Source organism: Alkanindiges hydrocarboniclasticus, from assembly GCF_001982605.1.
Lineage (GTDB): Bacteria > Pseudomonadota > Gammaproteobacteria > Pseudomonadales > Moraxellaceae > Alkanindiges > Alkanindiges hydrocarboniclasticus.
Genome location: NZ_MLCN01000016.1, coordinates 45,281 through 70,541 on the forward strand (window position 1 = coordinate 45,281; position 25,261 = coordinate 70,541).

Sequence of the window (25,261 nt, forward strand, 5' to 3'; positions counted from 1 at the left end):
TGTTTCTTCACATAAAACCAGTTGGACTGTATTTGCTTGGGCCTTTCAACAGCCTGCGCTAAAACAGCAGATGGCAAATCCACACAATAAGCCCTAGTACAATAATGTACAGGCACACGTTAAAAATCGTCGGCAAGGCCATCCAGCGGCTTAACTGCCATTTGTCCAGTGCCCAGACCAAGCCGCTATAAACCACATAAGCCAGCAGAGCCTGAATCAGGATTAAGGGAATGTAAATCCCGTAAAAATTAACCTCGCCAGCCATACGTTTCTCCTAAAGCTGGAATCGGTTCACTAGGCACCACATAATGCGCAGCATGCTGAAACAGGCTGCGCCGCACACCGGTTAAGGCCACCAATAACTGGTCACGTAGTATGCTGCTGGATTGCAACAGTACCTGTGAAATCAGCTGGTCAATCTGTATTAGCAGTTGTTCGCTGTCAAAGTCCTGACTGCTCAGGCGTGCTTCGTACCAGTTCCATAACTGTTGCAGCAATTGCGCAACCTGCTGGCTCAATGGTTCGGGCAACTGATCCACGGTGCGCTTAAGCCGGATGATATTGGTTGCTCCGGCTAGCTCCCTAATGGACTGGCTAATATCTGCTTGAATGGCAGGTGCCCGCAACACCCGTGGTGCCATCAGGCCAATCCGGTCCAGCAGGCGGCGCATATAATAGGCCCATGGATGCATTACCGGTTTTTCAATAATCTGTTGTACATCGCGCCACTGCCGTTGTAACAGCCGCTGTACGCTGAGTTCAGGCGTGGTACTACGAATGAGCGCCAGAGTAAAACTGGGAATTAATATACCAATGACTATTGCCAGACTGTTATCAATATAAGCACCAAAAACTGGTTCGTTCAGGTTACGGATATTCAGGCCCATGGCGGTATTAATTAAAATCGGCAAGGCAAATCCGGTTAAGGCCGGATAAGGCAACATGCTGGTAAAAATCAGGAAAAACGGAAACAGCACCAGCATGAGGGTAAAAAAATCATGCACCACCGGAAAAATGGCAAACTGGTAAACAAACACCACCAGCGCCGAATAAATACTAGCTAGCCGGAATGAGGCCAGCGCAGGCACCGGATTATCCAGAAAAGTCAGGATACAGGCACATACCGCCGTAATTTGGGCCGCCATAAAACCATATTGCCAGCCGCTCATATGCCATAAAAAACACACAATGCAAATGGCCAGAAATGCCGACAGTGCCCCCCGCAGGGCAATGCCATGATCTCGATGCAAACGCTGTGCAGATGGTATGGTTGCATGCATAAAATCCGGCAGGCGCTCACCGGTTTTAATACAGTGCCAGATTAGCCGCAGGGTCTGGAAATGCTGGATAAAAAACAGGAATGCCTCACGCGCGCTCATAATCATCAACTTTTCGCGGGTATCGGCAATGGCCAGCATGTGCTCAAATTTTTGCAAAATGGACGGTGGAATATAAGCCAGCCCGGCCTGGTCTGTTGGCAGTGTTGCTGTAATAAACTGTTCGGTTTGCTGCTGCACCTGCATCAGCAGGTTGTCAAAATTGCGGGAAGATTCCTTGAGGGTATGCACGCGGTCAGCCAGTGCCACCAGTGCTGGCACCAGCAACACCATTTGATGCTGCAAGGCCTGCACACTACGGGTTTGTTTCCTAAGCGCACTGTTTTCATAGGACAAGTGAATGGCCAGTGCATGAATTTCGGTGCTATCAGCCGCAAAGCGCTGCGCCTCTTTGACAATAATGTCAGGGCTACTTTTACCTGCCAGACAATCCTTGAAATTGCTTTCAATATCATTGAACCATTGATCAATACGGCCCGATAGCACCCCGGCAATATTTACCGGAAAAAACACCCGCGAAATCACCGTGGCGCACAAAATGCCCAGCGTAATTTCCTCAAAGCGCGACAGCGAAATATCAAACAAATGCGTGGGATCAGCCACGGCACTAAAGCCAATCAGCGCCATGGTATAACCGGCCAGCATAAAAAAATAACTGCGCGGCGTCCGGTCCAGCAGTGAAACATACAGACAAAAGCCCACCCATACCGCAATAATCAGGCTAAACGGCACCGGGTTGTTAATAAATGGCGGCAGCACCAGAATGGATAGGCAGGCCCCGGCCAGCGTACCCAGCATACGGTATACAGCTTTGGACGACAGCACGCCTGCCAGCGGATTTGCCACAATAAATACTGTTCCCATGGCCCACATGGGATTTTGCAGGTTTAGGGAAATGGCAATAAACAGGGCCAGCATGGCAGCCAGAAAGGTCTTGAGGGCAAAAACAAGATCGTTGTTGCTTGGCCTAAACGCCAGTAAGGTCTGGAGTAGCATGCTTTGTGGCTCTATGATTAACGCAGCGGTCAACCATTGAATTAAAACAGAATCTAGCGGAACAACCAGCGCATTTGTGTTGAGAAATTAAAACTTAAGCCAGTCTTAATTGAGTCATTTTATTACTATTACTTAAAAATTGATAGACTGAATTAACTTTTACTAACTTTATGCAAGTAGCAAGCGCATCAGCACACAGACACAACAATTTTATTGGCTTATCTATTGTTATTTAACAAAAAAATAATAACAAAAAATTGGCGTTTACCCTACTTTTAGCGCTTCAATTAAAAAGTTTTTTTAACAATGAAAAGTTATTATTTTTGGGGTATACGCTCAGCCATTAGCCTGAGTTTGCTGGCTATATCACCAGTGTGGGCTTTGAGTCCGGTCAACAGTAACAGTTTGGGTACCAGTGCTGCGCTGAACAGCGAACAACCAGCAACCGACAGCACGCCTGAGACTGAAAAACCGGAGTTCATGCTTAGCGTAATTCCAGACACCATTAATGCCATACCTACTATTTTACCGGCTGAGTCGCAGGAAAAGATCGTTGCGCCACAAGCTGAAACACGTGATAAAACCTGGGCAGACAAGCGGCATGAACGCTTCCGGCAAAATCTGCAACGACAGGCGCACAAGCTGGATGACTGGTTTGGCGAGCCTGACCCGGACAAGCCGGCGCGGGCCAGTATCCGGATCATGGCTGACACCACCTGGAACAAGTACGACGATGTTGAGGTCAAGCCACGGATTCGCGGCAAGATCAAGCTACCTACACTGGAAAGACGCTTTAGTCTGGTGTTTGGTGATGACAGTCTGGACGATGAATTACGGGGCAATGTGGCAATTACCAACCCCAATGCCGCTGCTGACCCCAAGAAAACACTGGATCAGGATGCGGCCAAGCGCCAAAACAACTCGTTTGCTGTCCGCTGGAGCGACTGGTTAAAAACCGACCTGTTTGATACTGACTTTGACGTTGGTTTGCGTGATGGCGCTGAAGATGTGTATGGCCGGATAAAAATCTCGCGTGACTGGACCTTGCCGGATAATTTCACCACACGGGCCGAACAGGTTTATCGCTATGGTTCCAGCAGCCAGAACTATGCCCGCACCAATCTGGAAATCCGCCACCATGAAGATGGCGAACCATTTATTGCCAATCAGGCCAGTATCACATACGCCGATGAAGACCAGGAAGTAGGTGTGCGCTGGGAAAACCGGCTGTTTCGCCAGCATAACTTCTTCCACGACAACACCTTTAGTTATGGGGTTTATACGGGTGGCCGTGCCAAGGATAAGGACTTTCATTTAAATGGTTATGGGCCATTTGTATCGTGGCGCCAGCCATTTTTGCGCGAATGGTTTTATGTGCAGACCGATGTAAACTACTACAATGACAAGGATCTGGATCGCAACCACTACCTGTCCACTTTCCTGCGACTGGAAGCGGTATTTTAAGGCGTTACGAAAGGATGCATTCGCGCTGACGTTTTGATCAAGCCATGATTTGATGCAACTATGATTTGATCAGGCTATAAATAGCCTGATCAATATATTGTCCATGCAGTTTTTCATTGGCTTTTAAGATGCCTTCCAGCTGAAAACCAAGCTTTTCTGGAATCTTGCGGCTGGCCTGATTATGAACCGCACAACGAATGACAACTCGCTGAATGGCATAAATATAAAAAGCCTGCTCAATTAATATTGGCAAGCTTTGCTGTATTAGCCCCATCGCCTGATACTGCTCGCCCAGCCAGTAGCCCACACTGGCACTGTCATTACTACGGTTAAACTCATGAAACCCAATGATACCGGCCAGCCTTTCCTGATAAAAAAGGGCGCACTGAAACCCATTACCACTGGCCCACTGCTGTTTAGTAGCCTGAATAAATTTTTCGGTGTCTTCAATACGCTGAATAAAACCAACCCACGGCAACCAGCGCGATAAAAACGCCTGATTGCTGCAAGTTAATTCAAATAAGGCTGGCGCATGCGGCAAGTCCAGCAACTCCAGCCGGATAGATGAACTCACACTGATCTGAAACATACTAATCCCTTGAGTTGTCCGGTGGTTACCTGTTCAACAGTGACTTGCTACATGCTGACCTGCTACATGTTTGGTAAACGCTGATTTGGCAAGCAGTACCGGCTTACGGCTTTTTAGACCCTTAGCTTTTAAAAATTACCAGCGATAGGCCAATGCACCAATTACTGTACGTGAGCTACCCAATTGGCAAGTGTTATAACTACACTGTGAATAATAGGTCTTGCCGGTCAGGTTGACCATATTTAGCGACAGATTAAAGGGTTGTAAATCATAATTAATCAGGGCATCCAGCAAGGTAACATCGGGCGTGCTTTTGGCTCGTGCATCGGTCATGGAGGCATTGCTTTGCTCGCCAATATAACGCACGCCAAGGCCCAGCTTTAACTGGCCACTGCCAAGCTGGCCCACGTGGTAATCGGCCCATAATGATGCCTGCTGGCGCGGTACATTGGCCGTGCGCTGGTTCACCTCAGCAGCTATCAGGCTTTGCGTGGTTTTGGCATCAATATAGCTGTAGGCTGCTATCAGGTTGATATCCGGCAATGGACTAAATTTTGCTTCCAGCTCAGCACCCCGTGAGCGCACTTCACCAATTTGCCGCACAATTTGTGTTACAGGATCAGTGTTTGACACATTAGTCTGGGTAAGCTGATACAGCGCCACGCTATACAGGCTGTTACTGCCCAACGGCTGATAACGCAAGCCTGCCTCATATTGCTCACCTTCGGTAGGTTCAAGCTTGCGGTGCGCAGGGCTACCATCATCGCCGGATACCGGTTGAAAGCTTTGTGAAAAACTAAGATAAGGGGCAATGCCGTTATCCAGCAAATACACCAGTCCGGCCCGGCCAGTCAGGGCATCATCCTTGTCATCCGCGCTGCCAGTAGCTTTGCTGTCTACCCAGTCCTGCCGCAGGCCTGTCAGAAAAACCCAGTGGTCATCCAGTTTTAACTGGTTTTGCGCGTAGACACCCAGCGTTTTGGTCTGGTCGGTACTGTAATCAGCCAGCGAGTTACTGTAATCAATCAGGCCACTGTATTGCGGGTTAAAAATATCAATCGGTGTCAGTGTTAAGTCCCAGTTTGCGGGCATTGACCCATTTTCACGCAGCCAGTCCACGCCGGTAATCAGCGTATTCTCAAAGCGCGCGCCGCTGGTTTTCCATTCCAGAAAGGTGTCTGCCACCAGACGATGGACTTTATCAAAGCGGTCATAGCCGCTACGGGTGGCCGTGCGCTGGTCACTGGCATCCAGATTAATGGATGAATAACGCCAGTGTACCTTGCTGTAGCTGTAGCGCAGCTTGTGTTCCAGTTTTAGCTGGTCACTGAACCGATGTTCCAGCAAATATCCAATGCTGCCTTTTTCATCATCACCCGTGCTCCAGTCCGGCTCACCCAGAAAAGTACCTGGGCGCAACTGGCCATTTTTATTGGGCAACAAGGTGCCCTCTACCGGTAGCCCATTAACAAAGGTGAGTTTGTTTTCCTGATAATTGCCCAGCAGCGTCAGGCTGGTGCGGTCATTTGGTGTCCAGCTAATGGCGGGTGCCAGGTAATAGCGGTCATTGGCGGTATAATCGACAGGCGTATCGCTTTGCCGGGCAACAGCAGTCAGGCGATAGTTCAGTGTTCCGTCGCTATTTAGCGCATCCGATACATCCAGATTAAGCTGCCGGTGGTTGTCATTGCCCAGCTCAAGTTTGACTTCATGTAAAGGTTCATCGGTTGGCCGCTTGGAAATGGTATTGATGGCACCGCCCGGACTCAGCTTGCCATACAGAACCGATGCGGCTCCCTTTAAAAATTCAACCCGTTCCAGCCCATAGCTTTCCTGCCGGTTGCCCCACGCGCCGCCATCATATAGCCCATCACGCAGCATGCCACCATACTGGGTAAAACCCCGAATGGTAAACGTTTCATTGGCCGGGTTAAAACCGGATTTATTAAACAGGCCTGCACTGTAGCCTAGTGCTTCCACCACAGTACGCGCACCGGTGGACTGAATCTGATCCTGCGTGACCACGGTCAAAGATTGTGGGGTTTCCAGAATCGGCGTATCGGTTTTGGTGCCTGTGGTGCTGCGTTTGGCAACATAGCCGTCTACCGGGCCATCCCCTTTTTCCATGTCACTGCTGGCCGTAACAGTAATGGTGGGCAAGGCATCATTGCTGGATGGCGCCGCATAATCGCTTGCCTGTGCTGCTGATAACAGACCTGCATTAGCCATAATACAGCTGATATATAGTCCCAACCGATGTGGCTGTACTCGTAAATTTTGCATGATAACGCCCCTAAACATTCATTTATTAGTTTTAATTCAAGCTTCATGAAAGCTATTTAATAAATATTATCATTATTCTATAAAAAAGATAATCATTATCATTTATAAGTTAAATCATTATTTTCTCATTATAAAAAAAGGGAGCCTAGAGCTCCCTTTTTACCACATCACATGGATTGACAGTCCATTAACCCAGCAGCAAGCTGTTAATACGCTTTAAATACGCCGCTGGATCTTCCGGTACGCCGCCTTCTGCCAGTAGTGCCTGGTCAAAAATCACGTTGGCCAGATCCTCAAAACGAGAGCCATCAAATTGTGCTGAGCTTTCCAGACGCTTAACCAGCGGATGCTCTGGATTAATTTCCAGAATAGGCTTGGATTCCGGCACTGGCTGGCCAGCCTGTTTCAACATTCGTACCAGTTGTGGAGACAAGTCCTGATCTCCCACCACCAAGCAGGCTGGACTATCTACCAGACGCGTGGTGACGCGCACTTCCTTAGCTTTGTCTTTTAGGCTGCTGCTGAGTTTTTCCAGCGTAGGCTTGAGGGTTTCAGCCGCTGTTTCAGCCGCTTTCTTCTCTTCTTCGTCCTGCAACTTGCCCAAGTCTACTGCGCCCTTGGCCACACTTTGCAGTGGTGTACCGTCAAAGTCGGTGAGGAAGTTGAGCGCCCATTCGTCTACCCTGTCGGTCATCAGCAGCACTTCAATGCCTTTTTTCTTAAACAACTCCAGTTGTGGGCTGTTTTTGGCAGCAGCCAGACTTTCAGCCGTCAGGTAATAAATGGCGTCCTGACCGTCTTTCATGTTGGCCTTGTAATCGGCAAACGATACGGTAACGTCATCGGTATTGGTAGAGGCAAAGCGCAGCAGCTTGGCAATTTTGTCTTTATTGCCAAAGTCTTCGCCCAGCCCCTCTTTCAGCACGGCGCCAAATTCCTTGTAGAAGGTGGCAAATTTGTCCTGTTGCTCCTTGTCCTCGCTCTTGGCCATTGTATCCAGCAGACCCAGTACGCGGCGGGCATTGCCTTCGCGGATGGTGCGTACATCCTTGCTTTCCTGCAACAGTTCACGGCTGACGTTGAGCGGCAAGTCAGCGCTGTCAATAATGCCCTTCACAAAGCGCAAGTAGGATGGCATCAGGTTTTCTGCTTCATCCATAATGAATACGCGCTTCACATACAGCTTGATGCCGGACTTTTGCTCGCGGGTAAACAGGTCATGCGGCGCTTTAGCGGGAATGTATAGCAGTTGGGTGTATTCGGTGCTGCCTTCTACCCGGTTATGGCTCCACGCCAGCGGTGCTTCAAAGTCGTGGCTAAACTGCTTGTAAAACTCGGTGTATTGCTCTTCGGAAATATCTTTCTTGTTGCGGGTCCACAGGGCGCTGGCTGAGTTGATGGTTTCCCACTCATCCGTCATGACCATCTTGCCTTGTTCGTCAGAACCTTCTTCAGCCTCCTGCCAGACTTCCTTTCTCATCTGGATGGGCAGGCTGATGTGGTCGGAATACTTGTTGACAATTTGCTTGACCTTCCACGCTTCCAGATACTCTACGGCATCGTCGCGCAGGTGCAGGATAATGTCAGTGCCGCGAGTTTCCTTGCTAATTTGCTCGACATCAAAATCGCCAGTGCCGCCGCTAATCCAGCGCACGCCATTGCTGGCTGGCTCGCCTGCCCGGCGTGATTCCACAGTAATTTTATCGGCCACAATAAAACCGGAATAAAAACCAACCCCAAACTGGCCAATCAACTGGGCATCGTTTTTCTGGTCGCCAGTCAGCTTGGACATAAAGTCCTTGGTGCCGGATTTGGCAATCGTACCGAGGTTATCAATGGCCTCAGATTCTGTCAGGCCAATGCCGTTATCACTAATGGTAATGGTTTTATGGTCTTTATCCAGCGTAATGCGCACATGCAAATCCGGGTCATTTTCATACAGTGCGCCATTATTGATGCCTTCAAAACGCAGCTTGTCGCAGGCATCCGAGGCATTGGAAATCAGCTCACGCAGGAAAATTTCCGGATTGGAATACAAAGAATGCGTGACCAGATGCAGTAGCTGGGCCACTTCAGCCTGAAAGCTGTAACTTTTGGCCTGCGCATTGCCTGCCTGCGGACTGTTCTGGTTTTCTGGCTGGTTTTCTGTAAATTCGTTCATTGTAAACTCCTGTTTTAACCCAAAATGGCTTGTCAAACGGAGTGGGGCCGACAAGGTTTTTTTTCAAGCATCCAATAGCCTGACTGAATTATTTTTGTGCAATATGGCGTTATGCAATGTGGCAGTTTTGACCGCATTAACACTAGTGCTCAGTGCTTGTGGACAACCCCTGTGAATAACAGCAAAGTTATCCACAGATCGGCTTGTTTTTTATGCAATGCCGCAAAATTTCTTAAAATGGCCCATGTGAAAGTACCCGGTCGTGTAGCATTTGATCCAGTTGTTTTTGCCGGTTCTGGTATGCATTGGCAATGCACGCCACGTTACTGCCACAGCCATTGCGCTGCTTGAGCCAGAGCACTTGCTCACCAATTAAATGGTCGCGTCCGCCCATGGGTACGGCATGGCTCATAATATTAAAAGTGGTTGCCATTTTGACATCACGGTCATTGAGGCTGCGGTTGGCACAAATGGTTTTTTCGGTGGCAAGGCGGGCCTTGTTGCAGTCATAGCTGGCGGCTTGCGCCAGTGTGCCAAAACCTGCCAGCCCAAAGCCTATTACGCCAAGTACAGTGCTTAAGGTAGAGGTTACTAATAGGCGCTGTGATTTTTTCATGGTTCACCTGCACAAACTTGAAAAACTTTAGGGTTAAGCATGCTGCTACCTTTAAAAGTCTAATAAGGCACACCAATGGCTTACACCGGTTTTGTGCACTAGTTAAATGTTATTTTGTAAGCTTTGCCTCAACAATGCAGATTTTGCCCGGCATTGTAGTTGGGTGGTAAATGCCAAATACAAGCCAGCCTGCTTTTGTGAAAGCAACTATTGGTTTTTCTGTTCTGTACTGGTGACGCTTGCCATCAGCACAAATGGTATTTTTAGCCAGTTAATTTTGTGCAGGCTTTGCAATAATTCAGCCAAAGCTTACAGGACACTGTGCTGTGCCGGTAAATGGGCTGCCAATACGGTTCAAGGTGTGAGCATAGGAGCGGCAAAGTCATCATCCGGCTTGGCTTTTAACGCTGATTCCCGGCCTGATTTTTTGACGAACTCAGCACAATAACCAGTAATTTTTCAGTAATTCAGGTGAAAATGTGACGGCGTTCTCTTGGCTTTACCAAGCTATGCTTGTCACAATGGCATCAAACTGAAAAATGCAACGATAAGCTAAACTTACAAAAGCGGATGCAAGAACTAAAAATAAGGAGGCTTCGGGATGAAGCACTATCTGTTGACCACCCTACTCACGCTCAGCAGTTTGGGCAGCATGCAGGCGGCGCAAGCGGTACGCTGTAGTGCAACAATTGATCCGCTACAGCAGGTGCTGGCCAATAGTCTAGGTTATAACCTGAATAACACGCGGCAAGGGATTTCTGCCATCAACAGCGGCAATGTCAGCCAGCTTGAACTGGCGTATGTGCATGTTGCACCAGACCCGGATGCCACCGAACGGCGTGGCGCCCCCACATTAACCCATCAGGTAATTTATGCACCCACCCGCTCCAGCATTGTGGCCCTTGATCGCGCCACTGGCTGTGAGTACTGGAATTATACCATTAAGGTAGGCTCATCCATTGCCGGGGGAGATGGCTTTCGGGCCATGAATTATGTGCCGGCACTCGGTAGCAAGCCTGCTCTGGTGGTTGCTGGTGACAGTGAAGGCAAGCTGCACGTGCTCAATGCCCAGACCGGCCAGTTGCTATGGCAAAAATTTGTAGGCACAGATAAAGCCTACCACCGCATTACAGCCACGCCGCAGTTTTATCAGGGCAAGTTGCTGGTTGGCATGGCATCCCGTGAAATTTTTACAGCCCTGTCCAAATTTGTGATGGCCTGCTGTGAATCGCATGGCCTGCTGGTATCGGTAGATGCCTACAGTGGCAAGATTGACTGGACCTATCACACCACAGCAGCAGCACAGCGCCTGTGGGACTTGCATCATGGCCCCAATGGCGTACCGGTGTGGAGTACCCCTGCCATTGATGAAGCCAGCCATACGGTTTATATCGGTACGGGCCAGAACTACAGCATGCCCATTACCAGCAATTCTGATTCCATCATTGCGCTGGATGCCCGTAATGGGAAGGTCAAATGGATTTTTCAGGCCACCGCCAATGACTCCTATCCAATAGCCTGTGGTGCCCCTTTTCCCCTAAATGGCCCGTGCAGTCCATTGCAAAGCAGCGATTTTGATTTTGGGGCCTCGCCCATTATCAGTACAACCCGTAGTGGCCGCAAGGTTATTCTGGCAGGTTCCAAAAATGGTGTGGTGTATTCATTGGATGCAGTGAATGGCCAGTTAAACTGGCAAAAACGGCTGGGAGCCGGGGCTAATCTGGGTGGTATTCACTGGGGCATGGCCACCGACCGGCAGCGCCTGTATGTAGCCGTGAGTGACGTCATGATCAATAAAATGAATGCCCTGTCAATTGACCAGCTCAATACGCCCTTACATAATCCAGCCAGCCATAGCGGGCCTAACGGCAAAGGCATGTCACTGGCACCCAATGGCAAGCCCGGTGTGTATGCGCTGGACATTGAAAATGGCAATCTGCTCTGGGAGCAGCATCCCAGCCATGTGGCCAGTGACGGCAACAGCTATCCTTCGGCCTATTCGGCAGCCGTAGCGGTCACCAATGACGTGGTCTTTGCCGGTTCGCTAAACGGTGTCATGAAAGCCTTTCGCAGCACTGATGGCCGGGAACTCTGGTCATATAACACTGCCAAACCGGTCAATGGGGTAAATGGAATCAGTGGCAATGGCGGCACCATTGATCAGGTGGGTGCTTACATTGGCGGCAATAATCTGATTATTAATTCCGGCTACGACCAGTTTGGCGGCACCAATACCTTACAGGCTGGACCAGGTAACGCAATGTATGTATTCAGGCTGGCAGGAACACGATAACCTCCGATTTTTAATGCAGTTAATGTCAGGATTGTTACCTTAATTAACTGCAAGACTGATGCGTGATCGCTCTTTACTGGCCTTTGTTCACCGGCCTTTTTACAGACTGTTTGCTGCTTTAGGATATTGTGATGACTGATTTGCCAGTTTTATGCCTGCCCCTGCCAAATTTACTGCCAGCACCCCCTCGCCGCATATCCATAATGACCAAGCCTTTGATTGCACTAATCCTGCTATGCCCTGCATTGTCGGTCATGGCGGAAGCTGGCAGTCCTGAACATGAGCAAGCGCAGCAACAGCAACAGCAACAGCAACAGCAACAGCAAGCTGACACATTGTCTGGTAGTGTTCCTATTGGCAACGTCGCCAATCAGCAATTAATCCCAGCAACGCTATTACCCACTATTGTGGTGACAGCCACACGGCGCGGACGTGATGCATTTGAGTTGCCTACCTCGGTAGACCGTATTGATGCCAGTACCATTGCCAGCGCTGGGCCACGGATCAACCTGTCTGAAGCACTGGTGCGGGTACCCGGCATTAGTGTGCTCAACCGGCAAAACTACGCGCAGGACCTGCAAATTTCCAGCCGTGGCTTTGGCGCACGTTCTACCTTTGGCGTGCGTGGCGTGCGCCTGTACACCGATGGCATTCCAGCCACCATGCCGGATGGTCAGGGACAGGCCGCCAATTTTGACCTTGAAAGTGCCGAGCGGCTGGAAGTATTGCGCGGGCCATTTTCTGCCCTGTATGGCAATGCCTCGGGTGGGGTAATTCAATTGTTTACTGAAGAGGGCGTTCCCGGCCAAACGCTGGAAGCCGGTCTCTCTGCCGGGTCAGATGGCCTGATGCGTGAAAGCCTGAAAAGTAGTGGCAAGTCGGGTGATTTCAGCCATGTGGTTAGCCTGTCCAACACCGAAATTGATGGCTACCGTGAGCATAGTGCTGCCGAGCGTCAACTGCTTAACGCCAAGCTCAGTTATGACATCAACCCGGACGCCAGCATCATGCTGCTGCTAAATGCCTTGCGCATGCCTGAAGCACAGGACCCGCTGGGCCTGACCCGCAGTGATGTGGCGGCCAACCCAAAATCCGTGACACAAGCGGCCGTGGACTACAATACCCGCAAGCGGGTAGCACAAAACCAGCTGGGCGCCGTGTATAAAAGCCGGCTGGGCAATGGTGACCTACAGGTGACCGCTTATGCCGGAACCCGTGAAGTGCGGCAGTTTCAGTCCATTCCGGTTGCGCCGCAAAACAATCCCCGGCAGGGAGGTGGCGTAATTGACCTTGACCGTAACTATCAGGGTGTGGACTTGCGCTACAGTACCGAACACCGCTTGCTGAACCAGCCGCTACGCCTGACTGCCGGTTTATCACTGGACCAGATGGAAGAAGACCGCAAGGGTTTCCAGAACTTTCAGGTGAACAATGGCATCACGGCATTAGGCGTGCTGGGTGCCTTAAAACGCAATGAAACCAACACAGCCAGCAATATTGATCCGTACTTGCAGGCCGAATGGGATATTGACCCGCAGTGGATGCTGAGTGCCGGGTTACGCAGCAGCCATGTCCGCTTTAAATCAGCTGATCACTATATTATTAAGGATGCTACAGCAGGCAATGGCAACCCCGACGATAGTGGTTCACGCCAGTTTTCTGATGTCACACCAGTCTTTGGCGTGTTGTACCGCTATTCACCTGAGCTAAACCTGTATGCCACCGCCGGACAAAGCTTTGAAACCCCGACCTTAAATGAAGTGGCCTACCGCGATAATGCCGTACAGACAGCCGGCTTAAATAACAATGTCGCAGCCAGTAACGGCTGGCATTATGAAGCCGGCATCAAGACCCGGCTGACCAATGACCTGCGCCTGAATGCTGCCCTATTCCGTGCTGATGTAAACGATGAAATTGCCGTGCTGAGCAACAGTGCTGGCCGTTCGGTATATCACAATGTGGGCAAAACCCGCAGGCAGGGTGCTGAGCTGGCCATTGAAAGCCAGCCGTTTGACAATCTGCGCGTCAATGCAGCCCTTAGCTATCTGGACGCCACCTACCGCGACCGCTTTAGCTTGGGTTACAGTGGTGAAGCCGTTGCTGCGGGCAACCAGATTCCCGGCACCAGCAAAACCACCGCTTTTGCCGAGGCAGAATGGGCCATTCAGCCTTACTTAAAAACAGCACTGGAAGTACGCCATAGTGGCAAGATTTACGTTGATGACCGCAACAGCGATACGGCTGACAGTTATACCATTGCCAGCCTGCGTCTGGTGGCAGAACACCATTTTGGCCCTTATACCCTGCAAGGACTGGCCCGGCTGGATAACCTGACAGACCGCAACTATATTGGCTCGGTGATTGTCAATGAATCGAATGGCCGTTTTTTTGAACCCGCACAAGGCCGCAACTGGCTACTGGGCCTTAAATTAAACCGGCAGTTTTAAGCCCGACAGATCAGGCTTCTTTCATTACATAAGCTTGTAAAAAAACAGCCAATGAAAGAAGCCGATGGGCTTAGCTGCTGTTCACGGCACGAGCCTAGGCCCCGGCTTATAAATACATGGCCGCCAGCCAGCCAAAAATCACCAGTGGAATATTAAAGTGAATAAACGTGGGAACAACCGTGTCCCAGATATGGTCATGCTGTCCATCGGCACCCAGCCCGGCAGTTGGCCCAAGGGTAGAATCAGACGCTGGTGACCCGGCATCACCCAGCGCTGCAGCCGTACCGATGAGTGCAATGGTCGCCAGTGGTGAAAAACCAAACTGCACACACAGCGGCACATAAATCATCACCAAAACCGGCACGCTGGAAAACGATGAGCCAATGCCCAGTGTCACAAATAAGCCAACCAGTAGCATCAGTAATGCCGCCAAACTCTTGCTGTCACCAATCAAATGCACCACGCTACTCACCAGTGAATCCACCTGCCCGGTGGCGGTCATTACCGAGGCAAAACCGGCAGCGGCAATCATGATAAACCCGACCAGCGCCATCATGCGCATGCCAGCCACAAACACATCATCGGCTTCCTGCCATTTAAAAATCCCGGCGGCTGACAGTACGGCAAAACCCACCAGCCCGCCCAGAATCATGGAGCCGGAATACAACTGGGCGATCAGCGTCAATATAATCGCAAGGCTTGCCATAACAAGTGTGCGTGGTTTGATGGCAGGCATGGCGTGAGCTTCCTGTTCCAGTGCCTGCGCCATTTGCCCAAGGTTGTGCGCACCACCAGCAGATTGATACTGGCGCGGCTTGCGATACGACACAAACACCGCCACCAGTGTACCAACCACCATTCCTGCTACTGGAATCGCCATGGCGGCTGGCATCATCCAGCGGTCCACCTGCAAGCCATAAGCCGCGCCTACCTTGTTAATGTTACCCATCAGCAATTCATTTAAAAAAATAGCACCAAAACCGACAGGCAGCAGCATGTATGTGCCAACCAGTCCCAGCGTCAGCACACAGGCTGCGGCTCGGCGATCCAGTTGCAGATAATTGGTGACTTTCAGCAGCGGTGGCACCAGCACAGGAATAAAGGCAATGTGTACCGGAATCAGGTTTTGCGAAAATACGGCTGCCATCCACAAAATACCCAGCAGTAAATATTTGATAAATTTTTGCCGGTGAATGGAAGCCTCATGCCCCAATAGCCCTAACAGCTTATGAGCCAGCAAATCCGGCAAACCGGAACGCGACAATGCCAGTGCAAACGCGCCCAGCACCGCATAGGCCAATGCCACCTGTGCCCCATCACCCAAACCCTGATTAAAGGCTTGCACAGTGCCGGCCAACCCTAAGCCACCAGCCAGACCACCCACAATTGCAGCAATCACTATCGCCAGCACCACGGAAAACCGCAGTAGCGACAGCACAAACATGATAACAATGGCAAGGACAATGGCATTCATAAGACTGGCAAAGCTAAAAAAAGACGCGCATCTTAGCAGAAAAACAGCTTGAATATGGTTAAAAATTAGTCCATCCAGCTTGGGCTTACTTGTCTTTATGCGAACGTACAGTCACTTTGAGGCCGGGTGGCTTATTGGCAATCCATGCGGCAAAACGGGCAATTTCCGGCTGACGGCGTAAGTCCTCAACCGTATGGTAATTTTGCGCCAGCTCCTGATTGCTGAGTACTGCATGCACCTGTGAATGGCAGGCGCGGCAAAGGCAGGCAATTTCAGTTTTCATGGCCTGTTTATCAAATTGCCGCTTGGTACGGGCTTTATTGTGACGCGACTGCGGAATCAGGTGATGGCGGGTAAGCGGCAACTGGGTTCGCCCGCACAGCTCACAGGCTGCTGAACTGGCCGCAATTTCCTGCTCATGCATCACCCGATCCATCAATCACTTTTTCCTAGTTATCCTGAATGGTATTTACACAGATAGTTTGGGGTGAGCCAGCGCAAACTCGCGAATATAACTTGCCATTACATCCGGCTTGCTTAAAATTGCCCAGTGATTGGCATTTAGGCGTTGCATGGTCAGGTCACTCACCCATTCTGGCAGGTATTGCATATAGGCTTCAGACACAAACGCATCTTTTTCCAGAATAATCACCTGCACCGGACAATGCGCAATGCGTACGCGCGGCTGGCTCAGCCGCTCAATAAAATTGGCACGGTACAGATTAATGCCATAAATACCATCCGAGGTTTGGGTCGGATTTTCCGGCAGGCCCGGCTTGCGTTCCAGTTGGTCAACCACCCGGTGCCATTTCTTGCCTAGATACAAACGCCAGCTTAGTGGCGCCAGTAGCGGTAGGTGAAAACCGGCAATGTACCAGGATTTTCCCAACTGCTTTAAGGTTTGCAGTGGCATGCTTTTAAACTGCTTGCGCAAGGTCAATGCCGCATGATCCAGTGAGGGGCCAGACAGCGTGGTATATGACAAAATCCGTCCCTGCAAGGCAGGCGTGGTCACCGATTCCCAGCTTTGAATGGAGCCCCAGTCATGGGCGGCCAAATGAAACTGGCGATTGGGCAACAACTCATTGGCCACCGCCACCAGATCCTGTGCCAGCAGTTCAATGCGGTAATCACGGGTATGCTTGGGAATGCTGGACTTGCCTGCGCCGCGCACATCATAGGCAATCACATAAAACTGGTCAGCCAGTTGCGTTGCAATGGATTCCCACACGGTATGGCTGTCTGGATAACCATGAACCAGCACAAGTGGCGTATTGTCCGGATTGCCCCAACTTGTGGCAAACAGGCGAATGCCGTTTGCTGCTTCAATCCAGTGGCGCTGAGATGACATAATGACCTCGAATTAAACTTTTAACCCAATAAATTTAGAATAAACAACAGTTCACCGTAAAACAGGCCTACCCTAGCAAAAAATAACAGCTTTATGTTGTCAAAACAGGCCAATTCGTGGGTTTAAATGCCAAGCTATCGCATCAATTTGGATTAATATTAATTTTTTCAGGTTTGGCAAAAAACCATCATACTATAGTGAATCTAGCGATTTTCTGTATCTGGTGCATGCATTCACCTGTTCAATTTAAATAATGCTTACCCGGATTTTCAGAAAAACCATCGCATATTAAGCGGCTTTTCCATAATCTTTAAATTGTTTCTGTTATTTTTATGCTGACTGTACGCACTGCCACCCTTAATGATTTGTCATCCATTTCTGTCATTCAGGCCTCCTGTTATAGTCCTGAATTTCTGGAAAATGAGGCTGCATTTGCCAGTAAACTGCAACAGGCAGCCCATACCTGCTGGCTGGCTTGCGTGGATCAGCAGGTGGTTGCTTATTTAATTAGCCTGCCGGTTAGTCCAGACACTTTTCCACAGCTTAATGCTACTGAGTTCTATCTCGCGCCGGATGCCACCATGCTGTATTTACATGATCTGGCTGTTCATCCGGATTACCGCGCCAGTGGGGCCGGACGCCAGCTGATACAACGTGTACAGATACAAGCACGACAACTGGGTTTTACAACCTTAAGCCTGATTGCCGTGCAGGATTCCAGCATTTACTGGCAAAAGCATGGTTTTGAAATCATTGACCCGGCTATCTTAAATTTGCAGCACAAAGTTGCCAGTTTTGGACAGAGTGCCTGCCTGATGCAGCAGGTTTTAAAAGCTTGATAACATTGTATTGTAGAAATCTGCAAACCAAGTTCACAGTGTAGTACGCAGTTAAGCGTCCTTCGACAAGCTCAGGAACCGTCCCGTGATGGTTAGGCTTAGGAACCCTCCTATGATGGTTAGTGAACTTGTCAAATTGCAGACTCAGCAACCGTGTCAAAACAAAAAAGCCTGCGCTAACTAATAGTCACAGGCTTTTATTGTAGGCTTTAGTGCAATAGTGCTCTAAAGCCTGTTACCGAATTAACGGCGATTTTGCTGGTATTCACTGGCCGCAGCACCAGCTGCACCACCTACCGCAGCACCCACGGCTGCACCACTGGCACCGCCATGACGCTCACCAACGATAGCACCAACTGCACTACCAATTGCACCAGCCACGCTGGTTTGAGTGCTGGAACCAGTGGCATTGGTCCCTAAACCTGTGCCTGCGGCAGCACCAATGGCACTACCAGTACGCCCACCGGCTTTTTGCCCTACAGCGGCACCAGCGGCACCAGCGGCAGCCGCCGCAGCAACCCGGTTCTGGCTTGGCGTGGCTGTAGTACAGGCACCCATCAATAATGCACCCGCCAGTGTTGAACTTGCCAGCAATGCTTTGGTCATTTTGAAATTAATAGTCATGTTTTACTCCTGCGTGTTGTCTTGCACACGCCAATAAACTAAATTTTGTGTTGTCAGCGTAGGCTACTCCAAAGTTTTTTATTTTTAAGTAGTGCGTTATAAAGCAAATTAATAGAGTTTTGTATATTTGGTAAATGCACGATTTATCCATAATTTCAACACGCTATGGTTCTTTTTGACAGCGCTTGCTTTTATGATACTCAGCAACATATTTATTGCTTGACCTGAATTTTTATGACCAGACAATTTGCCGTGGTGGGTAATCCCATTGAACATTCGCGCTCGCCTGAGCTTCATCAGGCCTTTGCCAAGGCAACAGGTATTGACCTGCACTACTGTAAGCGGTTGGCGCCACTGGATGGTTTTGCGGCCAATATTCATGCGTTTTTTGCCAGTGGCGGTGCTGGTCTCAATGTAACCGTGCCGTTTAAGGAACAGGCCTATCAATTGTGTGAGGTATTAACACCCCGCGCACAGGTGGCACGCGCGGTGAATACCCTATGGCAACAGGATGGCAAACTATATGGTGATAACACTGATGGACAGGGTCTGGTTGATGCGCTCAATGCACTGGGCTGGAATCTGGATCAGGCAAAAATTCTGATTCTGGGTGCAGGCGGCGCAACCCGTGGCGTGATGCTGCCACTGGCACAGGCGGGTGCACGTGGCATTGTAGTTGCCAACCGCACCCTAAGCCGCGCCCAACAACTTATTGATGATGTGCAGCCATTTATTAATGGTAGCGCATTGTCTGCCATTGGACTGGATCAGTTGTCAGGCCAGTATGATTTAGTGATTAATGCCACTTCGGCCAGTTTATCCGGTGAGGCATTACTGCTACCGCCAGAACTGCAATTTCAACAGGCCTATGAGATGGCTTATGGCAAGCCGTCCAGCTTTCTGGCGCAGGCAGCCCAGCGCGGTGTGCCGACCAGCGATGGCTTTAGCATGCTGGTCGGTCAGGCCATTGAAGCATTTTCCATCTGGAACGGGGTTAAACCGGCGTTAGCTGACTTTCTGTCACTGCAATCCTGATGGCCGGTTTCACCTTATTCAGTGCCCATAGCTTTTGCTGAATCGTCTTTTGCCGAATCATCTTCTGCTGAATGTTGTTCTGTAGAATCGTCTTCGCCAAAGCTTTTGAGCATGGCATCTGTATCCAGTGATTTTTTGCTAAAAATACTGATCAGACTGCCAAACAGGGTGTCCTGCATGTTGGTTTTAGCATCAATCCAGTTGTTGGCATTAGGTTTAAAGGCCACTTCTGCCTGCCCGTAATTGGCAAAATTGATTTGATGGCTCAGTTGCATGTTTAACTGGCCTGAGCTGCTGGGCTTAAACACCAGATTATATAGCGCGCCAGATTCAATGACCCGTCCCTTGCCATCCAGCAAAATGACCTGCTTTAATGTTGAGGCCGGGTCTATTTTTTCTTCAACCATTTGCAAAATATGCTGGTAGGTCTCCGGATTTTGCGCCATGAGCTGGCGGGCTGCATCTACACTGATCAGTTGTACCGGTTGCTGGGTATCAGGCTGATCAGCCTTTGTTGCTTTACTTTTTACCATCTGCTTGAGGCTATTCTGGTTAAGCGATAAAAATGTGGCCACATCTGCAATACGATGGGCAACTGGCTGGCTAAACGCTACCTTGCGTACAGCACCCTGCTTGCGCTCCTGTGCAGTTAAGGCCATTTCTGTAAACTGCTGGGCTTTTGGCAACTGATAGGTGGCCTGCGTGGTTTGCTTGAGCACTTCAAACAATTGCTTAAAGTCTACCTTGTCCTTATAAGACGACAAATCAAAACGGCTGTATTTGCCATCATGTTGTACTTGTACCAGCCACGGTGACAGCGCTGACAGGTCAGCATATAAATGCGCCTGACGCAAATCCAGCACCAGTGGAACACGCACATAACCCGCCATGTTGCTGGCCTCGTAACGTATTTCCGGACTAAAGGCAATCCGGCCATGTCGTAAATCCATGGTGCCCTGATAATTCATGCGGTAGCGCTTGGCATAGGTATACATCAGGTCTTCAATCAGCTTGTCTTTTTTCAGGTTGCGAAGCTGACTGGTTGCAGTCTCAGGCTCATCTTCTTCCGCCAGTGTTGGTGTATCTTCCTGTTCTATCGCCATAGCATCCCGGGCAGCGACCGCAGCCGCATCGGTTTCATCTTCCAGCAGTTCATTCACTTCCTGCTCGGCCTGCTTGCGGATTTGCTCCTGCCGGGCAGGCGTCAAGGAAATATTATCGGATGCGTTATCATCGTCTGCGCTTTCAGACTGGGCATCTGCCGTTAGCTCATCAATATAGCGTTGAATAAGCTGCTGCTTTTCCTTGGCCTTTTTTTGTTTTTCCAGTTCAGCCCCCGCCTGCAATATTTTGGGGTCACGGTTAAAACCAAGCTGGTTAATTTTAAACTGGCCACTAAACTGGTAACTGGGCGTGCTATACAACTGCTGGTAACCAGCAACCACGGCCTGTTGTGGTGGTTGGCCAGTCTTGCTGGGCATACTGCTACAGCCTGTAAACAAAGTTGCCCCGCCAGCCATGATACTGGCCGTAATAAGGCCTGTACTGTTAAATCCCCGGATTGTTTTGTTGTTCATGCCATGCTCCAGTGTATGATGTTGGGTTTTCATTGCTTTAAGATTGAAATTTAAAAGTCATTAAAATTTGCACTGGCGAACTATAGCCGACAAATCCCGGTTGATAAGCAAAAAATCCGGGGCTGGCTTAAATAAACCTGATTTGCCCTAATGACAGTAAGTTGCAGGTTAAGTATCAATGCTTTTTCTTAATGCAACCTACATAATCAATCATCTTAAATCCGTCTATTGATCATTTTTGTCAGGATTGTCCCATGCCTACTTATAAAGCTCCCCTGCGTGATGTCCGTTTCTTAATGAATGACGTGCTGGATTATCCAGCCCACTTTAAGACTCTTTCCAATGGTGAACTGGCCGATGCCGACACCATTGACATGATTCTGGAAGGTGCTGCTGATCTGTGTGAAAATGTGCTGGCACCCCTGTACCAGTCTGGCGATGACGAAGGCTGTCATTTTGACAATGGTACGGTAACCACGCCTAAAGGCTATAAAGAAGCTTACGAACAGTACGTTCAGGGCGGCTGGCAAGGTCTGTCCTACCCAGAAGAATTTGGTGGTCAGGGCCTGCCAATGTCCTTAAACCTCATCAAATCTGAAATGATGGGGACTGCCAACTGGTCATTTACCATGTATCCCGGCTTAAGCGCTGGCTGCATGAACACCATTTTGCAGTTTGGTACTGACGAGCAGAAAAACACCTACATGCCAAACCTGACACTGGGCACCTGGAGCGGCACCATGTGCCTGACCGAGCCACAGTGTGGTACGGATCTGGGTCAGGTTAAAACCCGCGCTGAGCCTCAGGCTGATGGCACCTACAAACTGTTTGGCACCAAGATATTTATTTCTGCCGGTGAACATGACCTGACAGAAAACATTATTCATATCGTACTGGCACGCCTGCCGGATGCACCAAAAGGCACCAAGGGTATTTCCCTGTTCATCGTGCCAAAATTCTTTGTCAATGAAGATGGTTCGGTCGGCGAGCGTAACCCGGTATTCTGTGGTTCCATTGAACACAAAATGGGGATCAAGGCGTCTGCCACTGCCGTACTGAACTTTGACGGTGCCACTGGTTACCTGATTGGCAAAATGCACGAAGGCCTGCATGCCATGTTTACCTTCATGAACACCGCGCGGATTGGTACTGCGGTAGAAGGCGTTGCCCATGCCGAACTGTCCTTCCAGGGTGCCCTGCCGTATGCCAAGGAACGCATGTCCATGCGTGCCCTGTCTGGCAAGAAAGACCCGGAAAAAGTGGCTGATGCCATTATTCACCATGCCGACGTGCGCCGCATGCTGCTGACCCAGAAAGCTGTGGCTGAAGGCGGCCGTGCCATGATTTATCATGCCGCACAGTTGGCTGACAAAATGACTGATAACCTGCTTAAAGGCGATCAGGCTGGCCATGACTACTGGGACGACAAACTGGGCTTTTTCACCCCGATTTTAAAGGGTTTCCTGACTGAGCTTGGCCTTGAAGCATCCAATCTGGGCATGCAGGTCTTTGGTGGACATGGTTACATCAAGGAATGGGGCATGGAACAGATCGTGCGTGATGCGCGTATCTCTACCCTGTATGAAGGCACCACAGGCGTTCAGGCGCTTGACCTGTTAGGCCGCAAAGTGCTGCTGTCTTCCAAAGGCAAGGTAGTACGTGATTACACCGCAGAAATTCTGAAATTCTGTAGCCGTCATGCCCGCAACAAGCAAATGCGCCGTTTTGTCTGGGATCTGACCAAAATCTGCGCCCAGTGGAACACCCTGACCATTCGCCTGATGCTGACTGCACGTAAAGACCGTGACATCGTATCGTCTGCATCTGTGGATTACCTGATGTATTCCGGCTATGCCATGATGGCTTACTTCTGGGCACAAATGGCTGCGGTAGCGCTGGAAAAAATTGAAAACGGCGGTACTGAAGTTCCTGAGTTCTATCAGGCCAAGGTACAGGTTGCCGAGTTCTACTTTGATCGCCTGCTGCCACGTACAGCCGGTCATGCAGATGCGCTGGTGTCCCCATCACGCTCCCTGACCCAGCTGGCACCAGAACACTTTAGCTTTGACTACTAAGCTGTGGTTTTAGCTAGGCAATAGCTATATCCTGCAAAAAAGGGCGCTTTAGGCGCCCTTTTTTAATGGGTTAAAACCCTCACAAGTTAACAACTGATGAATAAACTGGCTATGTATTAGCTGTTGGCAGCGACCAGTGAATACTGGCCCAGCGCATCGGCTGGCTCAACCATGGCACTGGCCCGGGGCTGAAATTGCAGGCGGTTGTTCCCAATTTTCCGGAAGCTCCAGATTTCATGGTTAGGCAAAATCAGCATGATATTCTGGCCATTGGCAGATACCGTCCAGTTGGCAGTTTCCTTGTCCAGCATGGCATTAACCTTGCCCTGTGCCACCAGTGTACGAATGGCTGAACCATCAGGTAACAGGGTGAGGGTTATGTCCAGCTTGTCATTAGCACACGCCACTGATTGCACCGTACAGGGAATCTGTCCGGTATAGCGCCCGGCAAACTGCTTCACCAGAGACTCGGAAGGTAACGGCGTCACATTCTCAGTTTCGCTAAAAGCCGCCTGCATAACATCCTGATTATTGATATAACGCGCTGCCGAAGCGGCTTCAGTGACTGATAACGCAGCAGCCTGCGCACTGTGCATATTGGCCTGCGCAGACATATTGTCCTCAGCAGGCGCTTTATTGTGCGCGCTATGCTGCGAACGCAAGTCCATACTGTTATTGCAGCCAGACAGTAATAGGATTGCCAGCAGCATGCTGCCAGACACAAGCTGGGCTGGGCTGCGTACTGACCGGCTGGTTAGCCTTATTGCCTTGCGTGTCATCAGGGCACTGTTAATCATGTATCTCTATGACCTCGATCAATTGATAATGAGGGCACGACCTTATCTATTATTGGTATTGGAAAGGGTCTGTAGCTCATCTGCTAGGATGAGCCATCTTATAATTTGTAACGCTTCAAATTGAGCAGTGTTTAGTGTTCTCTTGTGTTTTTTCTTTGCAGGAGTTATCCAAAAACTTAGTTTAGAAACACCTACTTACGCTATTAACATTTCCTGCGCTTTTTCCTCACACTGTGTACAAAGCCGACACATTTTCTTGCTTTAAAACAATCAAAATATCCCTATATATTAGATACTGGACGGTAACTCATTTATACTGCTTACGGTTTAAATGGCTTACGCCAATTTATATTAACGACATTCGCACTGCGAAGGAGCATTGATACAATGAACAAGATTGGCCTTTACCGCTCACGCCGACGCAATATGCTTGCCGGAGTTCTGGGGGGTATTGCTGAACGTTATGGCTGGAATGCAAACTTGCTACGCCTGATTTTTGTCATTGTTTCAATTTTCAGTGCAGCATTCCCCGGCCTTATCGTCTATCTGGTGTTATGGTTGCTGATGCCGAAGGAACCGCGTCAAATTACCCCTGCACAACCGCAAGACTTTAGAACCATTAATTAGTTCAAGATTAACCGGATCAGGACTAAGCAGTTCAAATCCGGCCAAGCGAATGTGGGTTATCCTAAAAAGCCTCTGATGTATCAGGGGCTTTTTTTATAGCGATAAATATACAGGTGCATTTAACTTAGATGACAGTTGATGCTGTTGATATCCAGCTTGATGCGGGGCGAATCTTGTGAATAGCGTGCCAGAATTTGCATATCCTGCTGGCGCTGGAAATTTAATGCCGTTAATGCGTTAATCTGATCCAGCGTAATTCCTGTAGTCATGGCGCAGTGATTGGCCACCTGATTTTCCTTGGTTATTTCAAACCACTGTGTATTGTTGGAAAAATCAAGCTGCTTAATACGCTGCTGTGCCCGATTCACCTGAAGTAAGGCCTGTTTCTGCTGAGCAGAGCCTGCGTTCTGGCTGATCCAGTTTAGGGGCGTTGAGGGGTTTTGTTCTGTAAAGTTTAGCGTTCTGGTGCTCAGGTGCTGACATCCGGCTATCAATAGTCCCGTGGTGATAATTACAATTGTGCTTTTAAGTATTTTCATATTTTGGATGGCTGGTCTATGGTTGAGCCAGTTTATGCCAGCACTAAGCCATCGCATATAGTGCGTTTGTAGATAGCAACTGTATACTTTTTACCTGAAATATCAGTCTATCCTGATTTTAAGTTTTTAATTTAAGC

The 25,261-nt window shown here is 49.5% G+C and carries 20 protein-coding genes; 7 read left to right on the top strand and 13 right to left on the bottom strand.

Features of this window, described 5'->3' with window-relative positions; all coding sequences use genetic code 11:
- Nucleotides 1-58: 58 nt before the first annotated feature.
- Together BKE30_RS06870 and BKE30_RS06875 are read right to left on the bottom strand one after the other, a co-directional pair.
- Nucleotides 59-265, bottom strand: a complete 207-nt coding sequence (locus BKE30_RS06870; RefSeq protein WP_076877865.1) for a DUF1656 domain-containing protein — start codon at nt 263-265, stop codon at nt 59-61.
- Nucleotides 249-2,333, bottom strand: a complete 2,085-nt coding sequence (locus tag BKE30_RS06875) for an FUSC family protein (RefSeq protein ID WP_076877866.1) — start codon at nt 2,331-2,333, stop codon at nt 249-251. Before BKE30_RS06875 ends, BKE30_RS06870 begins: the two co-directional genes overlap by 17 nt.
- A 306-nt stretch (nt 2,334-2,639) precedes the next feature.
- Here BKE30_RS06875 and BKE30_RS06880 point away from each other — a divergent pair, with 306 nt between their 5' ends.
- Nucleotides 2,640-3,797, top strand: a complete 1,158-nt coding sequence (locus BKE30_RS06880; RefSeq protein WP_076877867.1) for a hypothetical protein — start codon at nt 2,640-2,642, stop codon at nt 3,795-3,797.
- A gap of 58 nt (nt 3,798-3,855) precedes the next feature.
- Here BKE30_RS06880 and BKE30_RS06885 read toward each other — a convergent pair whose 3' ends face one another.
- The 4 genes from BKE30_RS06885 to BKE30_RS06900 all read right to left on the bottom strand — a co-directional run bounded on the left by BKE30_RS06885 (nt 3,856) and on the right by BKE30_RS06900 (nt 9,446).
- Nucleotides 3,856-4,386: a GNAT family N-acetyltransferase gene (locus BKE30_RS06885; protein ID WP_076877868.1), complete on the bottom strand. Its 531-nt coding sequence runs from the start codon at nt 4,384-4,386 to the stop codon at nt 3,856-3,858.
- A gap of 135 nt (nt 4,387-4,521) precedes the next feature.
- Nucleotides 4,522-6,669 carry a TonB-dependent siderophore receptor gene (locus tag BKE30_RS06890; protein WP_076877869.1) on the bottom strand — a complete coding sequence of 716 codons (2,148 nt, stop codon included), beginning with the start codon at nt 6,667-6,669 and terminating at the stop codon, nt 4,522-4,524.
- 187 nt (nt 6,670-6,856) lie between these two features.
- Nucleotides 6,857-8,830 carry a molecular chaperone HtpG gene (htpG, locus tag BKE30_RS06895; RefSeq protein ID WP_076877870.1) on the bottom strand — a complete coding sequence of 658 codons (1,974 nt, stop codon included), beginning with the start codon at nt 8,828-8,830 and terminating at the stop codon, nt 6,857-6,859.
- A 232-nt stretch (nt 8,831-9,062) separates the two neighbouring features.
- On the bottom strand, nt 9,063-9,446 hold the full coding sequence (locus BKE30_RS06900; protein ID WP_076877871.1) for a lysozyme inhibitor LprI family protein: 384 nt from the start codon (nt 9,444-9,446) through the stop codon (nt 9,063-9,065).
- A gap of 601 nt (nt 9,447-10,047) precedes the next feature.
- On the opposite strand from BKE30_RS06900, the gene BKE30_RS06910 reads away from it, so the two are divergent.
- Together BKE30_RS06910 and BKE30_RS06915 are read left to right on the top strand one after the other, a co-directional pair.
- Nucleotides 10,048-11,739 carry an outer membrane protein assembly factor BamB family protein gene (locus tag BKE30_RS06910; protein WP_076877873.1) on the top strand — a complete coding sequence of 564 codons (1,692 nt, stop codon included), beginning with the start codon at nt 10,048-10,050 and terminating at the stop codon, nt 11,737-11,739.
- A gap of 131 nt (nt 11,740-11,870) precedes the next feature.
- Nucleotides 11,871-14,186, top strand: a complete 2,316-nt coding sequence (locus BKE30_RS06915; RefSeq protein ID WP_198938050.1) for a TonB-dependent receptor — start codon at nt 11,871-11,873, stop codon at nt 14,184-14,186.
- A gap of 106 nt (nt 14,187-14,292) precedes the next feature.
- Here the strand turns inward: BKE30_RS06915 and BKE30_RS06920 are convergent, their stop codons facing one another.
- From BKE30_RS06920 to BKE30_RS06930, 3 genes are all read right to left on the bottom strand, one after another.
- On the bottom strand, nt 14,293-15,660 hold the full coding sequence (locus BKE30_RS06920; protein ID WP_076877874.1) for a Na+/H+ antiporter family protein: 1,368 nt from the start codon (nt 15,658-15,660) through the stop codon (nt 14,293-14,295).
- Between the two features lie 85 nt (nt 15,661-15,745).
- Nucleotides 15,746-16,099, bottom strand: a complete 354-nt coding sequence (locus BKE30_RS06925) for an HNH endonuclease (protein WP_198938051.1) — start codon at nt 16,097-16,099, stop codon at nt 15,746-15,748.
- Between the two features lie 30 nt (nt 16,100-16,129).
- The gene (locus tag BKE30_RS06930) at nt 16,130-17,011 is read right to left on the bottom strand and encodes an alpha/beta fold hydrolase (protein WP_076877875.1); all 882 of its coding nucleotides are present in this window, start codon (nt 17,009-17,011) and stop codon (nt 16,130-16,132) included.
- A 332-nt stretch (nt 17,012-17,343) separates the two neighbouring features.
- Between BKE30_RS06930 and BKE30_RS06935 the strand changes: the two genes are divergently transcribed.
- On the top strand, nt 17,344-17,850 hold the full coding sequence (locus tag BKE30_RS06935) for a GNAT family N-acetyltransferase (protein ID WP_076877876.1): 507 nt from the start codon (nt 17,344-17,346) through the stop codon (nt 17,848-17,850).
- A gap of 243 nt (nt 17,851-18,093) precedes the next feature.
- Here BKE30_RS06935 and BKE30_RS06940 read toward each other — a convergent pair whose 3' ends face one another.
- Entirely contained in the window at nt 18,094-18,474 is a 381-nt protein-coding gene (locus BKE30_RS06940) for a glycine zipper domain-containing protein (protein WP_083698471.1), read from the bottom strand.
- Nucleotides 18,475-18,708: 234 nt separating this feature from the next.
- Here BKE30_RS06940 and aroE point away from each other — a divergent pair, with 234 nt between their 5' ends.
- Nucleotides 18,709-19,509, top strand: coding sequence for a shikimate dehydrogenase (aroE, locus tag BKE30_RS06945; protein ID WP_076877877.1), 801 nt, complete (start codon nt 18,709-18,711; stop codon nt 19,507-19,509).
- Between the two features lie 14 nt (nt 19,510-19,523).
- On the opposite strand, the gene BKE30_RS06950 is transcribed toward aroE, so the two are convergent.
- Nucleotides 19,524-21,086, bottom strand: a complete 1,563-nt coding sequence (locus tag BKE30_RS06950) for a hypothetical protein (RefSeq protein ID WP_143253673.1) — start codon at nt 21,084-21,086, stop codon at nt 19,524-19,526.
- Nucleotides 21,087-21,340: 254 nt separating this feature from the next.
- Here BKE30_RS06950 and BKE30_RS06955 point away from each other — a divergent pair, with 254 nt between their 5' ends.
- Nucleotides 21,341-23,161: an acyl-CoA dehydrogenase C-terminal domain-containing protein gene (locus BKE30_RS06955; RefSeq protein WP_076877879.1), complete on the top strand. Its 1,821-nt coding sequence runs from the start codon at nt 21,341-21,343 to the stop codon at nt 23,159-23,161.
- 116 nt (nt 23,162-23,277) lie between these two features.
- Here BKE30_RS06955 and BKE30_RS06960 read toward each other — a convergent pair whose 3' ends face one another.
- Nucleotides 23,278-23,958, bottom strand: a complete 681-nt coding sequence (locus BKE30_RS06960) for a hypothetical protein (RefSeq protein WP_076877880.1) — start codon at nt 23,956-23,958, stop codon at nt 23,278-23,280.
- A gap of 387 nt (nt 23,959-24,345) precedes the next feature.
- Between BKE30_RS06960 and BKE30_RS06965 the strand changes: the two genes are divergently transcribed.
- On the top strand, nt 24,346-24,585 hold the full coding sequence (locus BKE30_RS06965) for a PspC domain-containing protein (protein ID WP_076877881.1): 240 nt from the start codon (nt 24,346-24,348) through the stop codon (nt 24,583-24,585).
- A gap of 119 nt (nt 24,586-24,704) precedes the next feature.
- On the opposite strand, the gene BKE30_RS06970 is transcribed toward BKE30_RS06965, so the two are convergent.
- Nucleotides 24,705-25,124: a hypothetical protein gene (locus tag BKE30_RS06970; RefSeq protein ID WP_076877882.1), complete on the bottom strand. Its 420-nt coding sequence runs from the start codon at nt 25,122-25,124 to the stop codon at nt 24,705-24,707.
- Between the last annotated feature and the right edge of the window lie 137 nt (nt 25,125-25,261).

What these genes read in the sequence shown, in the direction of transcription:
- BKE30_RS06870 (WP_076877865.1), bottom strand. Translation starts at nt 265, where the DNA reads ATGGCTGGCGAGGTTAATTTTTACGGGATTTACATTCCCTTAATCCTG.
- BKE30_RS06875 (WP_076877866.1), bottom strand. Translation starts at nt 2,333, where the DNA reads ATGCTACTCCAGACCTTACTGGCGTTTAGGCCAAGCAACAACGATCTT.
- BKE30_RS06880 (WP_076877867.1), top strand. Translation starts at nt 2,640, where the DNA reads ATGAAAAGTTATTATTTTTGGGGTATACGCTCAGCCATTAGCCTGAGT.
- BKE30_RS06885 (WP_076877868.1), bottom strand. Translation starts at nt 4,386, where the DNA reads ATGTTTCAGATCAGTGTGAGTTCATCTATCCGGCTGGAGTTGCTGGAC.
- BKE30_RS06890 (WP_076877869.1), bottom strand. Translation starts at nt 6,669, where the DNA reads ATGCAAAATTTACGAGTACAGCCACATCGGTTGGGACTATATATCAGC.
- htpG (WP_076877870.1), bottom strand. Translation starts at nt 8,830, where the DNA reads ATGAACGAATTTACAGAAAACCAGCCAGAAAACCAGAACAGTCCGCAG.
- BKE30_RS06900 (WP_076877871.1), bottom strand. Translation starts at nt 9,446, where the DNA reads ATGAAAAAATCACAGCGCCTATTAGTAACCTCTACCTTAAGCACTGTA.
- BKE30_RS06910 (WP_076877873.1), top strand. Translation starts at nt 10,048, where the DNA reads ATGAAGCACTATCTGTTGACCACCCTACTCACGCTCAGCAGTTTGGGC.
- BKE30_RS06915 (WP_198938050.1), top strand. Translation starts at nt 11,871, where the DNA reads ATGACTGATTTGCCAGTTTTATGCCTGCCCCTGCCAAATTTACTGCCA.
- BKE30_RS06920 (WP_076877874.1), bottom strand. Translation starts at nt 15,660, where the DNA reads ATGAATGCCATTGTCCTTGCCATTGTTATCATGTTTGTGCTGTCGCTA.
- BKE30_RS06930 (WP_076877875.1), bottom strand. Translation starts at nt 17,011, where the DNA reads ATGTCATCTCAGCGCCACTGGATTGAAGCAGCAAACGGCATTCGCCTG.
- BKE30_RS06935 (WP_076877876.1), top strand. Translation starts at nt 17,344, where the DNA reads ATGCTGACTGTACGCACTGCCACCCTTAATGATTTGTCATCCATTTCT.
- BKE30_RS06940 (WP_083698471.1), bottom strand. Translation starts at nt 18,474, where the DNA reads ATGACTATTAATTTCAAAATGACCAAAGCATTGCTGGCAAGTTCAACA.
- aroE (WP_076877877.1), top strand. Translation starts at nt 18,709, where the DNA reads ATGACCAGACAATTTGCCGTGGTGGGTAATCCCATTGAACATTCGCGC.
- BKE30_RS06950 (WP_143253673.1), bottom strand. Translation starts at nt 21,086, where the DNA reads ATGAACAACAAAACAATCCGGGGATTTAACAGTACAGGCCTTATTACG.
- BKE30_RS06955 (WP_076877879.1), top strand. Translation starts at nt 21,341, where the DNA reads ATGCCTACTTATAAAGCTCCCCTGCGTGATGTCCGTTTCTTAATGAAT.
- BKE30_RS06960 (WP_076877880.1), bottom strand. Translation starts at nt 23,958, where the DNA reads ATGATTAACAGTGCCCTGATGACACGCAAGGCAATAAGGCTAACCAGC.
- BKE30_RS06965 (WP_076877881.1), top strand. Translation starts at nt 24,346, where the DNA reads ATGAACAAGATTGGCCTTTACCGCTCACGCCGACGCAATATGCTTGCC.
- BKE30_RS06970 (WP_076877882.1), bottom strand. Translation starts at nt 25,124, where the DNA reads ATGAAAATACTTAAAAGCACAATTGTAATTATCACCACGGGACTATTG.